At 37.7% G+C, this 16,862-nt stretch carries 28 protein-coding genes; 3 read left to right on the top strand and 25 right to left on the bottom strand.

Annotation, left to right across the window (positions count from 1 at the left end; genetic code table 11):
* Window positions 1-254 precede the first annotated feature (254 nt).
* Both ABH968_RS07380 and ABH968_RS07375 read right to left on the bottom strand, forming a co-directional pair.
* The gene (locus ABH968_RS07380; protein ID WP_370043361.1) at window positions 255-2,759 is read right to left on the bottom strand and encodes a virulence-associated E family protein; all 2,505 of its coding nucleotides are present in this window, start codon (window positions 2,757-2,759) and stop codon (window positions 255-257) included.
* A gap of 55 nt (window positions 2,760-2,814) precedes the next feature.
* Window positions 2,815-3,024, bottom strand: coding sequence for a hypothetical protein (locus ABH968_RS07375; RefSeq protein ID WP_370043360.1), 210 nt, complete (start codon window positions 3,022-3,024; stop codon window positions 2,815-2,817).
* A 667-nt stretch (window positions 3,025-3,691) separates the two neighbouring features.
* Here ABH968_RS07375 and ABH968_RS07370 point away from each other — a divergent pair.
* Window positions 3,692-4,201, top strand: a complete 510-nt coding sequence (locus ABH968_RS07370) for a DUF3231 family protein (RefSeq protein ID WP_370043359.1) — start codon at window positions 3,692-3,694, stop codon at window positions 4,199-4,201.
* Between the two features lie 91 nt (window positions 4,202-4,292).
* Here the strand turns inward: ABH968_RS07370 and ABH968_RS07365 are convergent, their stop codons facing one another.
* From ABH968_RS07365 to ABH968_RS07310, 12 genes are read right to left on the bottom strand one after another with little or no spacing between them, the layout of a single operon-like run.
* The gene (locus ABH968_RS07365) at window positions 4,293-4,466 is read right to left on the bottom strand and encodes a DNA strand exchange inhibitor protein (protein WP_370043358.1); all 174 of its coding nucleotides are present in this window, start codon (window positions 4,464-4,466) and stop codon (window positions 4,293-4,295) included.
* 12 nt (window positions 4,467-4,478) lie between these two features.
* Window positions 4,479-4,718 carry a hypothetical protein gene (locus ABH968_RS07360; RefSeq protein WP_370043357.1) on the bottom strand — a complete coding sequence of 80 codons (240 nt, stop codon included), beginning with the start codon at window positions 4,716-4,718 and terminating at the stop codon, window positions 4,479-4,481.
* Window positions 4,715-4,969, bottom strand: coding sequence for a hypothetical protein (locus ABH968_RS07355; protein ID WP_370043356.1), 255 nt, complete (start codon window positions 4,967-4,969; stop codon window positions 4,715-4,717). Before ABH968_RS07355 ends, ABH968_RS07360 begins: the two co-directional genes overlap by 4 nt.
* Window positions 4,962-5,174, bottom strand: coding sequence for a hypothetical protein (locus ABH968_RS07350; protein ID WP_370043355.1), 213 nt, complete (start codon window positions 5,172-5,174; stop codon window positions 4,962-4,964). Before ABH968_RS07350 ends, ABH968_RS07355 begins: the two co-directional genes overlap by 8 nt.
* Window positions 5,171-5,389 carry a hypothetical protein gene (locus tag ABH968_RS07345; RefSeq protein WP_370043354.1) on the bottom strand — a complete coding sequence of 73 codons (219 nt, stop codon included), beginning with the start codon at window positions 5,387-5,389 and terminating at the stop codon, window positions 5,171-5,173. The genes ABH968_RS07350 and ABH968_RS07345 overlap by 4 nt, the downstream gene beginning before the upstream one ends.
* Window positions 5,370-5,810, bottom strand: coding sequence for a hypothetical protein (locus ABH968_RS07340; protein WP_370043353.1), 441 nt, complete (start codon window positions 5,808-5,810; stop codon window positions 5,370-5,372). The genes ABH968_RS07345 and ABH968_RS07340 overlap by 20 nt, the downstream gene beginning before the upstream one ends.
* The gene (locus tag ABH968_RS07335; protein WP_370043352.1) at window positions 5,803-6,174 is read right to left on the bottom strand and encodes a hypothetical protein; all 372 of its coding nucleotides are present in this window, start codon (window positions 6,172-6,174) and stop codon (window positions 5,803-5,805) included. Before ABH968_RS07335 ends, ABH968_RS07340 begins: the two co-directional genes overlap by 8 nt.
* Before the next feature lie 51 nt (window positions 6,175-6,225).
* Entirely contained in the window at window positions 6,226-7,263 is a 1,038-nt protein-coding gene (locus ABH968_RS07330) for a dUTP diphosphatase (RefSeq protein WP_370043351.1), read from the bottom strand.
* Window positions 7,263-7,793, bottom strand: a complete 531-nt coding sequence (locus ABH968_RS07325; RefSeq protein ID WP_370043350.1) for a hypothetical protein — start codon at window positions 7,791-7,793, stop codon at window positions 7,263-7,265. The genes ABH968_RS07330 and ABH968_RS07325 overlap by 1 nt, the downstream gene beginning before the upstream one ends.
* Window positions 7,794-7,808: 15 nt before the next feature.
* Complete coding sequence (locus ABH968_RS07320; RefSeq protein WP_370043349.1) at window positions 7,809-8,006, bottom strand: hypothetical protein; 198 nt, start codon at window positions 8,004-8,006, stop codon at window positions 7,809-7,811.
* Between the two features lie 17 nt (window positions 8,007-8,023).
* Window positions 8,024-8,629 (bottom strand): DUF5052 family protein, encoded by a 606-nt coding sequence (locus ABH968_RS07315; RefSeq protein ID WP_370043348.1) that lies wholly within the window; start codon window positions 8,627-8,629, stop codon window positions 8,024-8,026.
* Entirely contained in the window at window positions 8,568-9,074 is a 507-nt protein-coding gene (locus ABH968_RS07310) for a class I SAM-dependent methyltransferase (protein ID WP_370043347.1), read from the bottom strand. The genes ABH968_RS07315 and ABH968_RS07310 overlap by 62 nt, the downstream gene beginning before the upstream one ends.
* Window positions 9,075-9,410: 336 nt before the next feature.
* Between ABH968_RS07310 and ABH968_RS07305 the strand changes: the two genes are divergently transcribed.
* The gene (locus tag ABH968_RS07305) at window positions 9,411-9,557 is read left to right on the top strand and encodes a YjcZ family sporulation protein (RefSeq protein WP_370043346.1); all 147 of its coding nucleotides are present in this window, start codon (window positions 9,411-9,413) and stop codon (window positions 9,555-9,557) included.
* Between the two features lie 424 nt (window positions 9,558-9,981).
* Here ABH968_RS07305 and ABH968_RS07300 read toward each other — a convergent pair whose 3' ends face one another.
* Window positions 9,982-10,164, bottom strand: a complete 183-nt coding sequence (locus ABH968_RS07300) for a hypothetical protein (protein WP_370043345.1) — start codon at window positions 10,162-10,164, stop codon at window positions 9,982-9,984.
* 114 nt (window positions 10,165-10,278) lie between these two features.
* Between ABH968_RS07300 and ABH968_RS07295 the strand changes: the two genes are divergently transcribed.
* Entirely contained in the window at window positions 10,279-10,743 is a 465-nt protein-coding gene (locus ABH968_RS07295; RefSeq protein ID WP_370043344.1) for an aminoacyl-tRNA deacylase, read from the top strand.
* A 93-nt stretch (window positions 10,744-10,836) separates the two neighbouring features.
* Here the strand turns inward: ABH968_RS07295 and ABH968_RS07290 are convergent, their stop codons facing one another.
* The 10 genes from ABH968_RS07290 to ABH968_RS07245 all read right to left on the bottom strand — a co-directional run bounded on the left by ABH968_RS07290 (window position 10,837) and on the right by ABH968_RS07245 (window position 16,809).
* A complete protein-coding gene (locus ABH968_RS07290) occupies window positions 10,837-11,022 on the bottom strand; it encodes a hypothetical protein (RefSeq protein WP_370043343.1) in 186 nt (61 codons plus the stop codon).
* An 82-nt stretch (window positions 11,023-11,104) separates the two neighbouring features.
* Window positions 11,105-11,653: a hypothetical protein gene (locus tag ABH968_RS07285; protein ID WP_370043342.1), complete on the bottom strand. Its 549-nt coding sequence runs from the start codon at window positions 11,651-11,653 to the stop codon at window positions 11,105-11,107.
* Window positions 11,635-12,156, bottom strand: a complete 522-nt coding sequence (locus ABH968_RS07280; protein WP_370043341.1) for a coiled-coil domain-containing protein — start codon at window positions 12,154-12,156, stop codon at window positions 11,635-11,637. Before ABH968_RS07280 ends, ABH968_RS07285 begins: the two co-directional genes overlap by 19 nt.
* Window positions 12,134-12,418 (bottom strand): hypothetical protein, encoded by a 285-nt coding sequence (locus ABH968_RS07275; RefSeq protein ID WP_370043340.1) that lies wholly within the window; start codon window positions 12,416-12,418, stop codon window positions 12,134-12,136. The genes ABH968_RS07280 and ABH968_RS07275 overlap by 23 nt, the downstream gene beginning before the upstream one ends.
* 11 nt (window positions 12,419-12,429) lie before the next feature.
* Window positions 12,430-14,253: a DNA polymerase gene (locus ABH968_RS07270; protein WP_483308119.1), complete on the bottom strand. Its 1,824-nt coding sequence runs from the start codon at window positions 14,251-14,253 to the stop codon at window positions 12,430-12,432.
* A 199-nt stretch (window positions 14,254-14,452) separates the two neighbouring features.
* On the bottom strand, window positions 14,453-14,650 hold the full coding sequence (locus ABH968_RS07265; RefSeq protein WP_370043339.1) for a hypothetical protein: 198 nt from the start codon (window positions 14,648-14,650) through the stop codon (window positions 14,453-14,455).
* The gene (locus ABH968_RS07260) at window positions 14,634-14,879 is read right to left on the bottom strand and encodes a hypothetical protein (RefSeq protein WP_370043338.1); all 246 of its coding nucleotides are present in this window, start codon (window positions 14,877-14,879) and stop codon (window positions 14,634-14,636) included. The genes ABH968_RS07265 and ABH968_RS07260 overlap by 17 nt, the downstream gene beginning before the upstream one ends.
* Window positions 14,872-15,276, bottom strand: a complete 405-nt coding sequence (locus ABH968_RS07255; RefSeq protein ID WP_370043337.1) for a hypothetical protein — start codon at window positions 15,274-15,276, stop codon at window positions 14,872-14,874. The genes ABH968_RS07260 and ABH968_RS07255 overlap by 8 nt, the downstream gene beginning before the upstream one ends.
* Window positions 15,269-15,535, bottom strand: coding sequence for a hypothetical protein (locus ABH968_RS07250; protein WP_370043336.1), 267 nt, complete (start codon window positions 15,533-15,535; stop codon window positions 15,269-15,271). Before ABH968_RS07250 ends, ABH968_RS07255 begins: the two co-directional genes overlap by 8 nt.
* Window positions 15,535-16,809 (bottom strand): DNA cytosine methyltransferase, encoded by a 1,275-nt coding sequence (locus ABH968_RS07245; RefSeq protein ID WP_370043335.1) that lies wholly within the window; start codon window positions 16,807-16,809, stop codon window positions 15,535-15,537. The genes ABH968_RS07250 and ABH968_RS07245 overlap by 1 nt, the downstream gene beginning before the upstream one ends.
* Window positions 16,810-16,862 lie beyond the last annotated feature (53 nt).

Here is a 16,862-nt window from a genome sequence, read left to right as displayed (position 1 = left end):
TATATTCCCTATACTATATACCTAATATATAAAATACATCTCAATAGATAATATTTGTTTACTTTGTTTACCTTTATATATAAAAGCAGTAACCGCAAGGGTTTAGGTTATCGAGAACCGGCAACAAACACTGTTTACCCTTGTTGTCTTTGTTTACCCACTTTAATACACTAGTGTATTCTACTCTGTTGCCGTTTTTCGACTTTGTTGCCGTTATTTTTATAGTTTGTTTACCCCGTATTCTGGTAAAACTGTTACTTTTCTGTACGTATAAAAGCTCGCTGTGTGCCGTATTCTGCCCCGAATTTCAGGGTAGATTTGTGAGGTTTCCAACCTGGTAAAGTAGCCAAAATCGAATTTATTTCCCGAGATTCATGCATCGGAAATGAGCCTCTATCCTTCCCTAAACACTCGCACCAAATTTCTAATGCACATACTTTTTCACGTAATCTTGTATTGGATTTTTGTGTTTCTAAGGCTTCATTCTTCTCTAAAAGTTCCTCTTCTTCCTCTGAAAAATCATCGGAAAATTCGTTTTCTCGCATGGCTAATTTGCGGTCGTTAATCGACTTTTTATACCAATCTGATGTAATAGGTTTTTCCAAGAAGCTAAGAATCTGTCCTGCATACGTCGACTCTACTGTATGGGCTAACTGCATAGTAAGTGCCTCGGCCGCCATCGCCTCTTCCAAGTATAAAGGCGAACCACTTTTAAACAGATGCACTGCCTCTGCCCAAAGTTGATCGATTTCTTGTTGCCCTTTTTCGCTATCAAGTTCTTTCCATTTACGCTTACTATTTGTTTGCACTTCAACTGGTAGAAATCGACGGTTACCAGTACGATCACGTAAAAACTCATGTTCATTTGTAGTACCTATAAAGATGCATTGGCGCGGAAACTCTTCAGGTCGTTTACCGTATGCAACACGGTACCTGTCCACTTGTTTAGATAAGAATTGTTTAATCGTTTCTACTTCACTTTTCTTCGTTGCAGCTAGTTCGCCCATCTCCATAATCCATACACCATGTAAGCTCTCGTAAGCTTCTTTACCATGAATGGATGTCAGGCTATCGCTGAACCATCTACCGCCAAGCATGTTAAATAGCATGGATTTACCAAGCCCCTGTGGACCGACAAGGGTTAACATGAAGTCGTATTTGCAACCTGGTTCAAAGATCCGTGCAACTGCTGCAACTAATGTCATTCGTGTAACAGTTCGTACATACTCAGTATCAGCAGCACCTAAAAAGTCAATCAGCAATGTTTCAACACGGTTTATGCCGTCCCACTCTAAAGTATTCAAGTAATCTCGCACAGGATGGAAAGTATTTGCACGCTGCACCCCACCTATTGCATCCGCAATCTTAGAGTTGCCTGTAATGGACCACACCATATCTAAATAGTTGCGTAGATCCTCATCGTCACCATTAGACCAACCAACACCTTTTTCTTTCTTGCGCCAAGGCAAATCTCTTAGAACTTCCGGCTGTCTACTAAACTCGTTGAAGGCAAAGCATCCTTTTAAGTGCGGATCATTTTCAAGAATCAATTTGAGGTTTTTGGCTGTGACTTCAAGCTCTCCAGCTTTATTAATATCAAATTTAGCCTTCCACAGCCCATCATCCTGAGCGTCTTTGCTGTCCGACTCTGAATCATCATCAATGTTAAAGTCTTCTGTAGCACTTTTAATGCGTTCATCAGCGAGCATCATTTTCACTTTATCAAGCGTACGTACTTTATCATTCATGGCTTTCGCTGAAGGTAATCGGTTAACTGGTGTGCCTTCTTTTGCATCTTCATCTAAATCATTAAAAAGATGCAAACGTACTAAATCATAGGCATTTACCAACTGTTCACTTACAGGATCCGTACCATGATGGGAGTATGCAAATACATCATCATAGAGTACTAGACCACCCGTTGTGGAACCTCCGTTAAATGTATAACGTCCATCTCCCGCATCGGAGTAAACATCTGATAAGAATGTCTCTATAGCTTCAGTAATGGAGTACGTACGACAAAACGCTCCAACCATACCAGGTTTTCCAAGTGGGTCGCCTTGTTTATCAGCCATCTTCTTACGGCTCTCACGTTGACGACTTGACTCTGGCCATTCAGCTGGGTCACGCCAATCGTTGTACATTTTAAGTATCTCAGCCGGATCCAACCAAGCTGAATCCTGGTAATCGAAAACGTAATCACCGTCACTTGCTGTAGACGGCCAGTACATCAGCCTATGAGGTTGATAGGTAGTATCATCGAAATAATCGATGCCGAACATATCCGCAAGCTTTTTCGCAACAGCTACATACTCCTCTGCTGATACTGGACGAGACAACGGAATAATTAAGCGTATACGTGGCTTTTTAGGTGTGTGTTTGTGTGTACTATAAATAGCACAGGCATTGTCAAAGAACGTTGTCACACCGTCCCAGAAGTCGCCTTGAATGAAGTCAGCATCTAAGGTAATAAGTTGACGCCAAGCTACGCTATCAGCCTTACGACGACCACCTTTCAAACTACCTCCTACAAAGCCCCCTACGTCTTTAATGGAGCCTTGCTCGTCCTTTGAGAGTTTCATATACTCTGCAAGTGATTCTTTTGTACGTACAGTTGTAGACAGCTTTTTAAGGAAGTCGCTGTACGACATTTCGGTATTCTTCCACGCTGTTGATCTACGTGATGTTGCTGTTGCAATCGTCAGCATGCCATCATGCTGTATTGCAATCTTTTTGGGTTTATCTGCTGACTGCTGCATGTGTTTCAATCCTTTCTTTAAAATTTCATGAGATTAATAGATGACATCTCAATTTTTACACCCTCCAAGAAGGTTGTGTTGTGATTATCTCCATGGCTTGCTGCTCAGTAAAACCTTCTTTAATTAGGATTTTATATTGACTTGATGTAATTTGTGCAGTAATTTGTGCATGTTCTAGCCAAGCCCCTAAGTCAGCCTTCATTGCATCAACTGCCTTTTTCAATTCTGAGCGAGTATCTATTGTATTTAGTACTTTGGGTTTCATAGTTTTATCACCTTTCTCGCAATTTTTGAACGTATTTCTTAGACACCATCGGTTCTTCACCGGTAATCGAGATTGATTTTAGGTGTTGAATTATTTCCTCATATTGTTCATAAAAAATATTTCACACACACTACCTTAATACTGTAACTAACTCACTGTTATGTTTTTTATTTTCAATTCGAATTCCTGGGTAATCCACCATATAAATCCTTCTATTACAACATAATTATAGTAGTGTTAAGCAAATCAACTTAGCCCTGCACCTAAAATTTATTGGCTTCGGGTCACTCTTGCTCAAGTGACCCTTATTTTTTTATTTAAGGCAAAACCTAGATATATTCATAGATTAAGCATAATATAGTATATCACTCAAAATTCCCATTTTCTTAAATTGCTATTTAGCCATTTCTTCTTAAAGAGATGGCTCTTTCCCCATCCTTTTCACACATATTTACAGTTGTAATAATGTTTTTATATACTAGTACATACACTTATTTTACGGGATAGCAACCTTTGCATACATCGCCCCAAGTTGTTATTGCACTGTGCTATCCCACCATCATATTTCTTTAAATTTATAAAAAAGGTATATCAAACGAATTATTTTTCTTATTTCACCCATACTATCCATGTTTGAAAATGCTCAAATAAGAAAGGAAGTGCTAGTATGGGAATACTTAGTGGAAACCCTAAAGACGAACCATTACATTACGGAGAAGTGTTTAGTATCTGGACACATCTTACTGTTAATTACGGCTTAATAGCTGGATATCAAACGTTTTACAATCATTCAGGTGATGAAGATTTAAGAAAAGTTATCGAAGATATCATCGATACATGTAGAGAAGAAGCCAAACAGTTAGAAAAAATATTAAAAACTAACGGTGTTGCTCTACCACCTGCACCACCAGAAAGACCTGTTGCAAGAATTGAGGATATCCCTCCAGGTGCGAAATTTAATGACCCAGAAATTAGCGCTGCCCTAACAGGTGACCTAGCCGCTGGACTAGTTACATGTAGCCAAGTCATGGGTATGTCAACTAGAGAAGATATTGGACTAATGTATGGTCAATTCCATACAGCAAAAGCTCAACTCGGCGTTAAACTACTACGTCTTAATAAAACTAAAGGTTGGTTAGTTCCACCGCCAATGCATGTAGATTACCCAGAAAAATAATATTTATAAAACCTGACAAACCGTCTCCCCAGTATAAAAAACTGGGGTTTTTTCGGTGTGTCAATGTCCGCCCACTACTGCACAATATCTTTCAAAAGCGATACCGTTCACGCATTAATTCGATTTCATCATTTATTTTTGATAACAAAGCTTGTTCACTTTTCTCGTCATCTTCAGTAATATCATCACGCATCAAATATTGCTGTAGCGCATGTTTAATGGTAATCAAATTCTTATATGATAACTTTGGAAATGAACCTCCCAATTTTATTCCTCCCTACTTCACATCATCTCTCAGTACAGTCAGCGGCCAAAGTAGTACACCAAACATGTAAACAGCAATCACAATACTGAGTCTTTCTTCTCTCAAAGGTGTAATACCAGATGCATGCTCTACCCGTTCAATTTCTTGACGATCCAATTCTTCTAAACAGTAAAAGAACCAATGCAGTTCTTCGATAACAAATAGTAATCCGCATAGCAGATACGCGATACAAGCTAGTGCAAGGAGCGTCATACTCTATCACCTCTTTTAATTTCTAAAATCCATTTATCAATCTCATTGATGGCTTCTGAGAGAGTATTCTTGGAACCTTGTACTTGTGATAGTTGAGCCCTTAATTTCGCACGCTGTCTAATACTAGTGTTCGCTTCATCTTTGTGCATTTGAAGAAGTTTGTCGGAAAGTTTATCTACTTGTTTTTCTTTCTTTTGTGTTTCTTTTACCAGGCTATTTTTAGCAGTCAAAAGTATGCTAATTCTATTCATCAGATGTACCCTCTTTCAAACTTTCAAATATTCTAGCAAGACTGGAAAATCCATTTATAGCTAGTCCGATTACAAAGAATAGACCAAGCATCGTTTGATTGAATTTCCCAAAACAAATATTGTAAGCCCATAGCAAGTAAATATCGTAGGATAAATTTACAGCCACAACTTGGAAAACTATTGCCCAAAATAGGTTCTTAATCAATGCTCATTCTCCTTCCAATCCTGTAAACTTGTACGGCTGTACATCTGTGAATACTTCAAAGCCGTACGAGCTGACAATGCCTCAGCTTTCCAGTATGAAGACTGTTTTGAGAAGTGTTCTTTTACCACTTCCAAAGCATCAATGTACTCCTGCTCGTACACCATATCGCCATTTTCGTGACGTTCAATTACAGCCTCAGCTTGTTTCAAGTCCATTAGCTTCACTCTCCTCTAAAGACTTTTTCAAAGCCATCAGATACACCATGCTATCAGCCTGTTCTTCTAGTGCATGCTGGCACCATTCAATAGGTGTGAGGTTTTCAGCTCGAACCGAGTCCCCATACTTTCGAATACCTTTAATAGTTTGCTTCACAAAAAGTTGTTGAATATCCCCTAAAATGCCGTTCGACTGTTGGGTTTCATAGGCTTCAATTCTTACTTCACAAACAGCTTTAGCTATTTTCAGTGATGCAATCACTCCTTCCAGCTCAGCTATTTTGTACTCCTTGTTAAGCAGCATAGCTTTATACTCTGCGATTGCATCCCCTTCAGTTGTTACCAGCGAAGATAACCTTCGATTTATGGATTTTTTATTTCCGAACTTACTAACTAGCCAAGTTTTCATTTGTTCAAGCATTTCTTTCACCGTCCATTGTCATTTTCAAAATTAGCTCGTATTGATCATCACTAATAATTAATTTGGCATTATCTTTAAAGCGTTGTAGAAACAGATTTGAACGTCTTTCATTCTCTCTTTGACGTTCTTGTCTCAATAGCCTTTGAAGCTCCGAGATGCGTACGTTCTTATGTTTAAGCTCATTGCGAACCTCAGCACGTAGCTTTTCTAGTCTCTTAAACTCTTCATAAGCCTCGATACCTTCATTACCGTAACCCTTGTATGAACGGGTACGGTAATGTTGTAATTCAGCATCCATTTGTACAATCTTTTCTCGAAGTCGTTTTACATCAAGTAACAGGTTGTCATATTCTTTTTGGTACATGGATTCAACCCCTTTTATCAACCCACGGTTTATAAAAACAACGAAATTAAACTAGTAATCATTGTTTTGTCTATCAATGTTCTCTTGATGTTTCTTAGCATAAGCTGTCTCAACTTCTTGCCATGTGAAACCCAGCATTTCTACCAATCCAATGTACATGTTGAATGCAAGAGCGTACGTTTTCTGAGATTCTTCATCTGTTGCAATCTTTTGCATTAGAGATTTGTACTGCGTTGTTATAGATGCAGTCTTGTATGCTTTAACTGTTGCAACTTGCCAACCAAGAACAATTCCGCGGGCTAAAATTAAGTGAAGTACATCAACTGTTTCTTCAAGTAACTTCTCTCGATCAACACCCTTTTTAAGCTTCCAGTACTTAAAGCCTTGCCACTCATTAGCTGATTCGGCTAGTTCTACTAAGATAGCAAGCTGTTGTTCATTCAAATAATCATGAATAGCGATACTGTGCTTATCTGCGATAAAGTTTTCAAGCTCAGCTTGTTTGGCGTACAACGCTTGAAGACGATTACCCCAAACTTGCTCATTTAGTGTAGCATTTTCAGTTTTTAATGATTCAATGAAAGACAATGCATCCTTCAGCTGTGCTTTAAAATCACTTAATTCCTTTTCAAGAATAGAAATACGATCCGTATCAGCATTTGGAACATTGACCTCTTTTTCTCGTAACGTTGGAGCAGCTTTTTCTTTTTTATCTGGTTTTTCGTAAGCGCGAATCAAGCCATTCTCTTGCTTAAACTTATAGAGCTTATTGTTATCAATCCCTATTTGCTTACGAATTGCACTATCTGTTAAGCCCAGCTTTTTTAATTCATGGTACAGTTCCACTGACAATTGCTTAGTCATTTTTTCACCTTTACTTTCCTGTAATTTTGTTTTTACTGACTGTACTTTTGGTTTCGGCTTTGGAGTTTCAGAAGGAACCCGCAAAGATCGAATAGCAATAATGTTTTCTTCTAGTTTTAATCCGATTGCACGATATGCTGAATCATCCGCATACTTTAAATCTGTTAGCCTATTAATCTCAGCCAATAAGGATAACCTTTGCTTGCATAACTCTACTGTGTCCATTAGCAATATCCTCTCTTGCTTGGTTTCTTATTTACTGGTACTGTTATGGAATCTTCTAATGACCAACCTCTTTTTATCCGAGAAATAATGGTTACGTAGGGTAACCCGTTTTTCAACGCAATAGCGATTTGTTCATCTGTAAACCATCTCTTCCGAGTAGAACGGGTTGCTGCATCCTTAGGACTCATCCCCTTTTTCACACGGGCGCTAAAAGTCTCTCTACTAATACCGTGTTCTTTTGCAACCTTCTTCCACTCAATCCAAGCAAGCAAAGTTGTTGTCATAACCCTTGGTTCTACTGGAACTATTAAAGAATCATCAATACCTTTAATTTTGTTAACTCTCCGATACTTTCGAGTAACAGCGATGTACTTTTTTCCGATACCAGTTATTTTGTTGAAAATAGGGCAACCCTCACAAGCTGTTACATCTTGTCCTTTTATAGTGCAATTAGTGCAATGCTTTTCAACCAACCTGCGTTCTTGCAAACCTAATTCTTTCCGTTTAGCTTTAGCCTCCTCGCGGTCCATATAGTCACCTACCTTCTAGCTGTATTTTGACAATACTTCAAGATCACAATGTATCTCTTTAAGGCGCTTCTTACTACGAATGATTTCAGTGTTATCATTGTCTTTTAATGCCTGTGACAAACTAGCAAGCTCGTAATCTTGCTCAAGTTCTAACTTGTGTCTAAACTGACGTTCAATATCAACTTTGCGAATGATTTTTATAGATGGCTTCATAAGCTCAATCCCTTCGTTTATTGAAGTAATTCAGTATCATAAATTGAATAATCACATCGATAGATTAATAGAAATTTGCCGTCAATCAGCAACGCTGTATACTTATCAATATCTGTAGCAAAGTAACTCACATCACTACCAGCAAACGTGGCTAGAGGTTGTCCTGATTGGGAACGGATTAAAACAATTTTGCTTTTACCAGTAGTCAAGTTTTGCAAATCATTTACTAAACGATTTAAGAATGGTACCGACCTATCAAAGTTCATAATATCAACCTTTTGACTGTACTCATCGAATAAGTTTCGGAGCCCAGTCTCGTAAGCTAACAAGCTGCTACCAACATGAAGCATTTGTTTTCCGCCGACTGTAATGTTAAGTACTGAAGACTTTTCAACTGTTTTACCTTCATAGTCTTTAATTGCAAATTCACCATCAGAATTAACGCTAATGCTTTTACCTTGTACTTGATCAATTATTTGGCTATCTTCATCGTACGTTTGGATTAACATGTCACGACCAACTAATTCTTCTTTCAAGTTACCAAGCCCAAACTCTAGCAAATTACATGCCGGCAACACAAAAACTAGAGTGGCAACGATTAAGATTTTCAGTAAATTTTTCATATTGAATCTCCTTATATGTTCTTTTTGTACATATAATAATTTCATTGCTGTATTCATCAACCGTGCTTATCATTTCAAAATCACTCAAGTATTGTTTATAATCCACATACTCGTTCGGTATCATGATCTTGTCATCGAAGACTAAAAATCTGTACCAAATAATGTCCAATATAAGATTTTGTAGATGGGATTCCTTTCTTGGTTCCGAGATGATTAGTTGTCCATCTTTTTTGAGTAATCTATTAAACTCACTAAAAAGTAAATGAAGATCCTTTTCAGGTATATGGTGAATTACATTACGACAATGTATAACATCAAAGCTATGATCTTCTGCACCTAAGACTTTATAATCTTTGATGTAAAAATCATAACCTGGCGCACCGCAGAAATCCGATGTCAAAAACCCTTCTTTTGGTTGTCTTCCTGATCCATAATCCAACTTCATTAAAAACAACTCCTATAGCAAAAATCTTTCCTCTAATTGTTCATTAGTTTCCTGTAGCATGTAACGACGCTACGACTTTTTTATTTTTAAATCTATTTCACAGGCAATTCACTATACAAACATAGCTATCACATAATAATAATAGTAAGGTAAAGCTAATTTAGCCTTACACCTCCTAATCTATTTTACTAAAGGTCACTCCATCCCAAGTGGCCCTTTTTTTATGGTCTTATCTCACAAAAATATATTTTTTAATGCCCATAGCTGAATGGTTTATCAACCATACTCCTTCTCTACAGCTAACATATTATATATTGTAGAAAGGAGGTGTTTCTTATGGGATACTATGGTGGAAATATTGGTGGCATAAATGAAGGTTGCTATTACGGTGGCGGAAATCGTAATGGTTCTGCATTTGCCTTAATTGTTGTTCTATTTATACTTCTAATTATTGTCGGCGCTACATTCATGACTGGATATTAACATTTCCGATTTAAGGGTCGCCCTCCCAGCCTGGTGACCCTTTATTAATTACTTTGCTCAAATTGTTCATTAACTTCTTTGTTTTTGTGACACTCTCCAATGGAAAAATAGAATAGGTTAACTAAAAGCTTAATCTATGTTAACCTATAACCATACCATTATTTGGAGGTGTTTTTTTGTCTATAAAGAATAAAACATTACTTAGTTCGGTTTTTAGTTTGGCATTATTTACTTTAGGAGGATATAGAATCTTTACTAACAACTTAGAAGATATGTCAATTCTAGTAGCATATATTTTCTTTATTTGCGGATTGATAGGCTTTGGTTTTAATGTAGTAAAGTTGTCAAGAATTCCTCGATCTTAGCATTGCTTAGTTGCAATGTTTTTTTATATTGCACAATATGTTTCTAGTGCTCAAAATGTTCAGTAGCCTTTTAACTTTAAATATTCATCATACGTTGTAGGTTTTGGACATTCTTCTTTAGGTTTAGCACCAACGTTAAAAACGTGTTCTACACATTTCTGTTCAACTTTATAACCCAAATCACAATAGAAATACCCATGTGCATTGTCTAACGCACGACAACCGTTACATGTCCTTTTCATATATTTCTCCACTCCATTTCTGAACAAAACCTTTCATATTGTTCAGTAGTGTTTTTAAGATTTACTTTATTGTGCTAATATTTACATAAGTAAAAATATTAGGAGGCGACCTTAATGAATTCGCATGAAACTAAAGTAAAGGAATTTTTAAGCTCTAATAATGTAAAAGCTGAACACTTTGTATTTAATCAATCTTGCCACTCAGTAAAAGAAGCCGCTGAAGCAGTTAATGGCTCGGAAAGCGATTTTGTAAAAAATATTTGCATGATTGACTCAAATAATGAATTAATAGTAGCTATTGTAAAAGGAAATAATAGAGCTAGTACAACTCGTGTTGCAAAATCATTAAATATAGAAAAGCCAAGACTTGCTAATGGAAATGAAATTATTGAACGTACAGGTTTCCCACCAGGTGGAGTTCCTTCTTTTGGTTTTCAAGCAAACTTTTTAGTTGATCCTAAAGTGACAAATATGGATTACATATACACTGGTGGTGGTTCCGAAAACTCATTAGTTAAAATAAATGTTCAAGACTTATTAAAGATCAATCAAGGTACTATTATTAAAGTAAGTAAATAGCAATTCTTAACAACCGTATAAACGGTTGTTTTTACATTGGAAGAACAACACACTAACCCCTACTGAACATTTACTTTCGATTGTTCCTCATGATTAATCTTCCATAGCTTCAATTACAAATTCACGTAAACTTAAATAATCGTTTTCTAAATCCGATACTAATGCATCCATTTCATCATCACTTAAATCCTCTGAGGCATTTTCTGCAACAAAAGAGTATAATTCTACACTATTGTTTTGTAATTCAGTTACAAGATCATCGATTTCCTTTTCACTCATTTAAGTAATTCCCTTCTGCACATTTTCTTTCTAATAAGACCTACAAGGCAACACAGCAACTTGGATTGACTCATCATCTGAGCTAAAAAAAACACGGTCGATGCCTACCAGTAAACTGCATTTTACAAGACTGTAAACCTAAGTCTTTCAACAGCTTGAATGTCTTTGCTAGTAATGAAACATCAAAATGAATATTCACTTCACTTTGGTTAGGCTTCTTATCCATCAGATGATACGTACTAGTAAACTCAATACCTTGATAGAATATTTTGTATTGGTCACCTTCTGTCTCGAATCGAAATGTTCCTAGAGGTGACTCACCTTCAACCTTTTTCACTGCCTCCAGCGCTTGAGTTAAGAGCAGCATTTCTTTCACATCTAACTCGAGTGTTTCCGATATTTCATAGTTAAAGAACTTGGAGTATTCATAAACAGGCACTTTAGAAGGCTTACCATCTAGTGTAATTGTGCAATTACGTTCTTCAGGACTTGCATTCTTAACTAGAACAGCAGTAGTCGCATTAGTCATAAATAGATGTCCATTTTCATCAATATGAACGACATGACTTGCTTCCACTGGATGTTCTAAATTCGTAAAGTACTTTGCATGTTTCATGAGTGTATCGAGCATTCTTTGACATCTCCTTTCTCGAATATTGGAAGGTCAATAGTTTCAGAAATAACTGCTATAAAGTAGACTTTGAAACTACCTTTTGAGCCTGTGCGAGTATTGATATAAGCGATTTGCAGACCATCCTGGTACTGTGTATATTCGATTGTCCAAAACTTGCCTGATAACTTCTTCAGCATTTCATCGATGATTTTTGAGTTAACCACTGCACCTGTTTTCAAGCGAACAGGCTTCGTCTTGGCAAGATTTTTGTATTCTGTAATATCCGATTTACGAGTACTAATTTTGGATTTCAAAGCTTCAATATTAGCCTTTAAGGAAAATATGCTTGAATCGGCTTTGTCGTGTAATTTACTATTAGTGTTATCTTTACGACCCATTTCACGCTTTTCATGTTGTAAATTTTTCAGCTCCTTTTGAAGTTCCTCAATGGATTTCTTAGAGTCCCTAATTTCAACATCACAGCTTTTTATTTCTTCATTAATCCACACATTGAGCTTCATTCACTTCACCAGCCTTTGCTAATAGCAGTTTCAGTTTTCCTGATAGAGCAAGGAACATATATCTATCTCCTTGATCAATTGCCCTGTCGATTGCAAATTCAAGATTTGCTATTTCTGCTCCCAAAACAGCAGCATTCATTTCATCTGCTGATGCATCGAAACTAATTTGGTTATAAGCTGTTATCAAGTCACTAAGCTTATAATTGTCTGTTATTTGAGAATGTCTGCAATTTACTCCTGCACGTCCATAATCAATAGCCATCTTAAAACCTCCTAATCCTTTTTATAGAATGGTGTCTCAAAGCCGTCAGCCTCTAAAGGAAGTCCTTCAGCCCAGCTGATAGGTCGACCCATGATTTCTTCAATAGTTACGATTGTACCTTCCTCCGATTCCATTACAGCTTCATCGTGAATGTGCATTACAATTGGATAGCCTGCTTTGTCTAGGCGTAACATAGACATTGCTAAGCAGTCCCTAGCAATTGCTTGAACAGCGTTCTCGGTAAGTTTCCCACCGTATGTGGATTGTTCACACCATGCTTTAGTAGTACCATCAACACCCCAAAAGACAATTTCTTGTTTACCTTCAAACTTTTGATGATCACGTAATCTAGCTTTGTAGTAGCAAAGTCTACGTCCACTTGGCAGTTGCATTATTAGAGAACCATGGTGCATAAAGAATTTCATACCCTTATTAAATGAAATGACCTCACCAGGTTTTTCGATAGCTCGTATTGCTTTGGCTTCAATGTCCCACCAAAGCTTTTTGATTTTTGGGTTTGCCTTACGCCATGCATCAACCAACGGTTTAAGTTCTGTTTGCGGTATCCCCATATCAAGTGCACCCATTGAGAGAAGTGCATTTTCTCCACCCTGGTAGCCAAGAGCTAGCTCTGCGACCTTACCTTTTTGGCGTAATGGTGAGCCCTTATCAATCGTTTCAATTGGCACTTTAAACATCTGTGATGCAGATGCTTCGTAAATCTTACCGTGTGTATTAAACACTTCTAATCGCCATTTCTCGCCTGCAAGCCAAGCAATCACGCGAGCTTCAATAGCTGAGAAGTCACTTACTGCAAAAGTCTTTTTCTCGACTGGAATAAAGGCTGTTCTGATTAATTGAGATAAAACAAATGGTACTTGGTCATATAACAATTCAAGAGTTTCCAAGTCAGAATTTTCTACTATTTCCCGAGCAATATGCAAATCTGATAGTTTGTTCTGTGGTAGGTTTTGCACCTGTACCAAACGTCCGGCCCATCTTCCGGTACGACTTGCACCGTAAAACTGTAATAAACCTCTCACACGTCCATCTGAACATACTGCAGCCTTCATCGTGACAAACTTAGCTGTACTTGTTTTAGACAGCTCTTGCCGTATTTCAAGCATGGTACGAATATTACCATCTGTTTTTTCAATGGCTTTTTTCACTGTCTCTTTTTGAAGATTCGGAAGCTCTAAGCCTTGCTCTTTGAACCACGCTTGTAATTTATTAGGGCTGTTCGGATTTTCAAGCCTAGTGATTTCCTGTCCAGTTTTCATCAAAATAGCTTTGTAAGCTTCATCAATCGCAAGTGCCCCATCTACTACATTCATATCTAGTAGGACACCACGGTCATTAATCTCTTGATCCAAGTGATAAAGTGCCATCTCAAAACGATCTGATTTACTGCCAAGGTTGAGATACTTTTCTACTGCATTCCCTACAGCTTTTTCGGTTTCTACATCCTGACGGCAATAGTCAACGAAAGCATTCCACTTTTCTAAATCATCTTCAGGCATATTCCTCGTTCGCTTATCGTTTTTAGTTGGCTTCCGTGGTTTCGAGAAGAAATTAATCAGGTGTGTTCCCGCACTGTCTTTTTGTTCATCTAGCTCCAGTGCTAGTGCTGCATTTTTTAACGTTGCTGGTAGTCCTGCTTTCATTGCATCGACCATGGTACATCGCCACTGTTTAGGATCTAAGAATCCCTGTTTAGAAAATGCACTCTCATATTCTTCAACAAAGTAATAGCTATTTCTAACTAGGTACTGAGTAAGTGCAACACGCTCAAACTGCGCATTAAATGCTTTCTTTAACACTTTTGGACTTACCAAAGCTTCAATGACTTCAAGTGGGATAGTCTCCCCACTTGCAAGCTCAACTGTTATTGTTGGTTGCCCATCAATTGAATAAGCAAAGATGAGTATGTCAAAGTCAGGAGCTTCACAGTACTTGTAGACACCAACTTTTTTAAGGTCGTAACTTGAATAGGTTTCGATGTCGATATTGAGTGTTTTGATTGGTACCTCCTCCTTACTTCAAAAGTTCTATTAGTTCATTCAAAGGAATGAACTGAGTTTCAATGACTTTAATGTTTCGAATATTAGTTTTTGAAAATTCTTTTGCCTCGAATTTTTCTATAGCATCTTGAACGGAATAACAATGAAAAGAACTATACTGCATACGCCCTTTACTTGGGTTGAAATGATGTATTTCATAAGTTAATTTCATTAACCCTACCTCTTTCTTTATACTTCAAACCTTTGAAGAACATCGAAGCATGGCTCTCTCGAATCGCTTTAACTATCCAATGAGGTTTGCGATAATATGTTCTTGTCCCAACTTTGTTACTTACTGCAGTATGAACTTTATACCGATTCTTTTCTTGAATACCGAACATGAAAGTTTTAGTTTTTGTATTCCAAATTCCGTACATTCCTGTTGCTGGGCTTTCAGCCATTGGAGTCACCACCTATAAACTCCTGAAGTTGTTCTAGTGACATTTTACTTACTAGCTCATGTGCTTTCTTCCGAGCTATCTTTAAATCTTTCTGACGCTGTACGGAAGCTTCAAACGCTTCTTTTGTAAGCCATAAACGGTAATGTGTACCCCAACCATTAGACTTCACTTCACGTGTGCGTTGATTGATACGCTCTGCTAAGAACCTTTTTTCCAGTAAGTTGTCTTTATACTCCTCGATTAAATCTAATCGCATTGCATAAGCACTTGCCTTATTTACTTCGATGATTTCATGTTCGGCTATTGAGCGCTTGTCCTGTCGTAAAAACATTTCAACAGGCTCAATCCAAACTCGCTGACCAACTTCTAAAGATTGATATTTCTTAGCTTTAGCCACTATACATCCCCTCCTCTACAGCTTTCCAGAAGTCCTCTACACTAGCCCATAGCTTAAACTCGTACTTACTGTTTTTGTGCTTACTTGTTAGTGTATTAGTGTGAAAGCGTCGTTCATGTAAGTGATTCACTGGTCGAGCAAAGATGCCACCTTTTTCAATGCGAGTAATGATGTGTTCAGTAACATAAGGTTTGGATTGTTCTATAGTGTTTCTGACTGAAACCCATACACGTTGATTTACTTCAAACTTTGGTTTCATTAGATAGCCTCCTTCTTAAATCTTGACTGACCTGTACACATTTCAGGAAGGTTGGCTCTAACTAAAGCTTCAACTAACTGAGGAGGCACGCTATTTCCAACTCGTCGTATCTGCTCTGCTTTAGTACCTGTTCTAATATAGTTATCTGGGAAACCTTGAGCAGCAAACAGTTCATGTGGTTGCAACATTCTTAGTCCAATATCAATGACTTGCTTACCTTTTACAACACAAGTTGTTAGAGCAAAACGATCTTTCGTTGTAATAGTGTGAAGTGGTTCATTTAATCCCTGTGCTGTGCTTTGGCCATAGTATTTAGTCATGAATGCGTAGACAACTGCAAAGCGATTACCCCCAGCTGTTATCGTGTGCAACGGTGAATTCAATGACAACCCTCTAACCTCATTTTCAGTACGCTCAGTGTAGTAACTGATAAGGAATGCGGCAATATCCTCACTAACCATGTACGGCTTATCCGAATTAATAACAAATTTATATAACCCTTTTTCAATACGATTTAATGTATTCGGTACCAATGGTTTTTTACGGTCAAATATGCTTGGAACAGGTAAACTCCAATCCAAGATTTCAGCAGTTACTCTCCAAGGTTTCAATTTTCCCGATTTTACAGATAAGCTCTCAGGATCTCCGTGTGTAGGTTCCGGCCAATCAATTTCCTCGTCATCACATCTAGCAACTAGGAAGAATCGTTTTCTACTTGTTGGTGCTCCATAATCACACGCCACAAGCTCTTTCCACTCAACTTTATAGCCAAATACCTCTAGTGCTTTAACGAAGCTTTTAAAAGTTGAACCTTTTAATTCCTTGTCTGGCTTTCCATCTTTCAATGGTCCCCAATCTGCAAACTCCGGCACGTTCTCCAACATAATTACTCGTGGATGACAATTTGTTTTAAGAAGTGCAACTACCCATTGCACAGCAAGCCAAGCTAGAGCTCTTATTTGTTGCTCCACAGGTTTACCACCTTTAGCTTTACTATGATGTGTGCAGTCAGGACTAAGCCAAAATAGCCCAATCTGTCGACCTTTTGTAGCTTCTACTGGATTAACTGCAAATACATTTTCTTGATAATGCTCAGTGTCTGGATGGTTAGCTTTATGCATCTCGATAGCAGCTAAGTCGTGGTTTACTGCGATATTTACACTTTTTCCTGTGGCCATCTCAAAGCCAGTACTTGCTCCTCCACCACCAGCAAAGTTGTCGATTACTATTTCATTTACATCTGCTTTTCTAATACGATTACGATGTAGCTTCAATTTGTTTCCTCCTTCCCTTCGTTACACCTAAAATCTTGTATTTCTTCCTATTA

Origin of the sequence: Lysinibacillus sp. RC79, assembly GCF_041262405.1 — a bacterium.
Taxonomy (GTDB): domain Bacteria; phylum Bacillota; class Bacilli; order Bacillales_A; family Planococcaceae; genus Lysinibacillus.
This window is presented reverse-complemented; position numbering and strand designations above follow the sequence as displayed.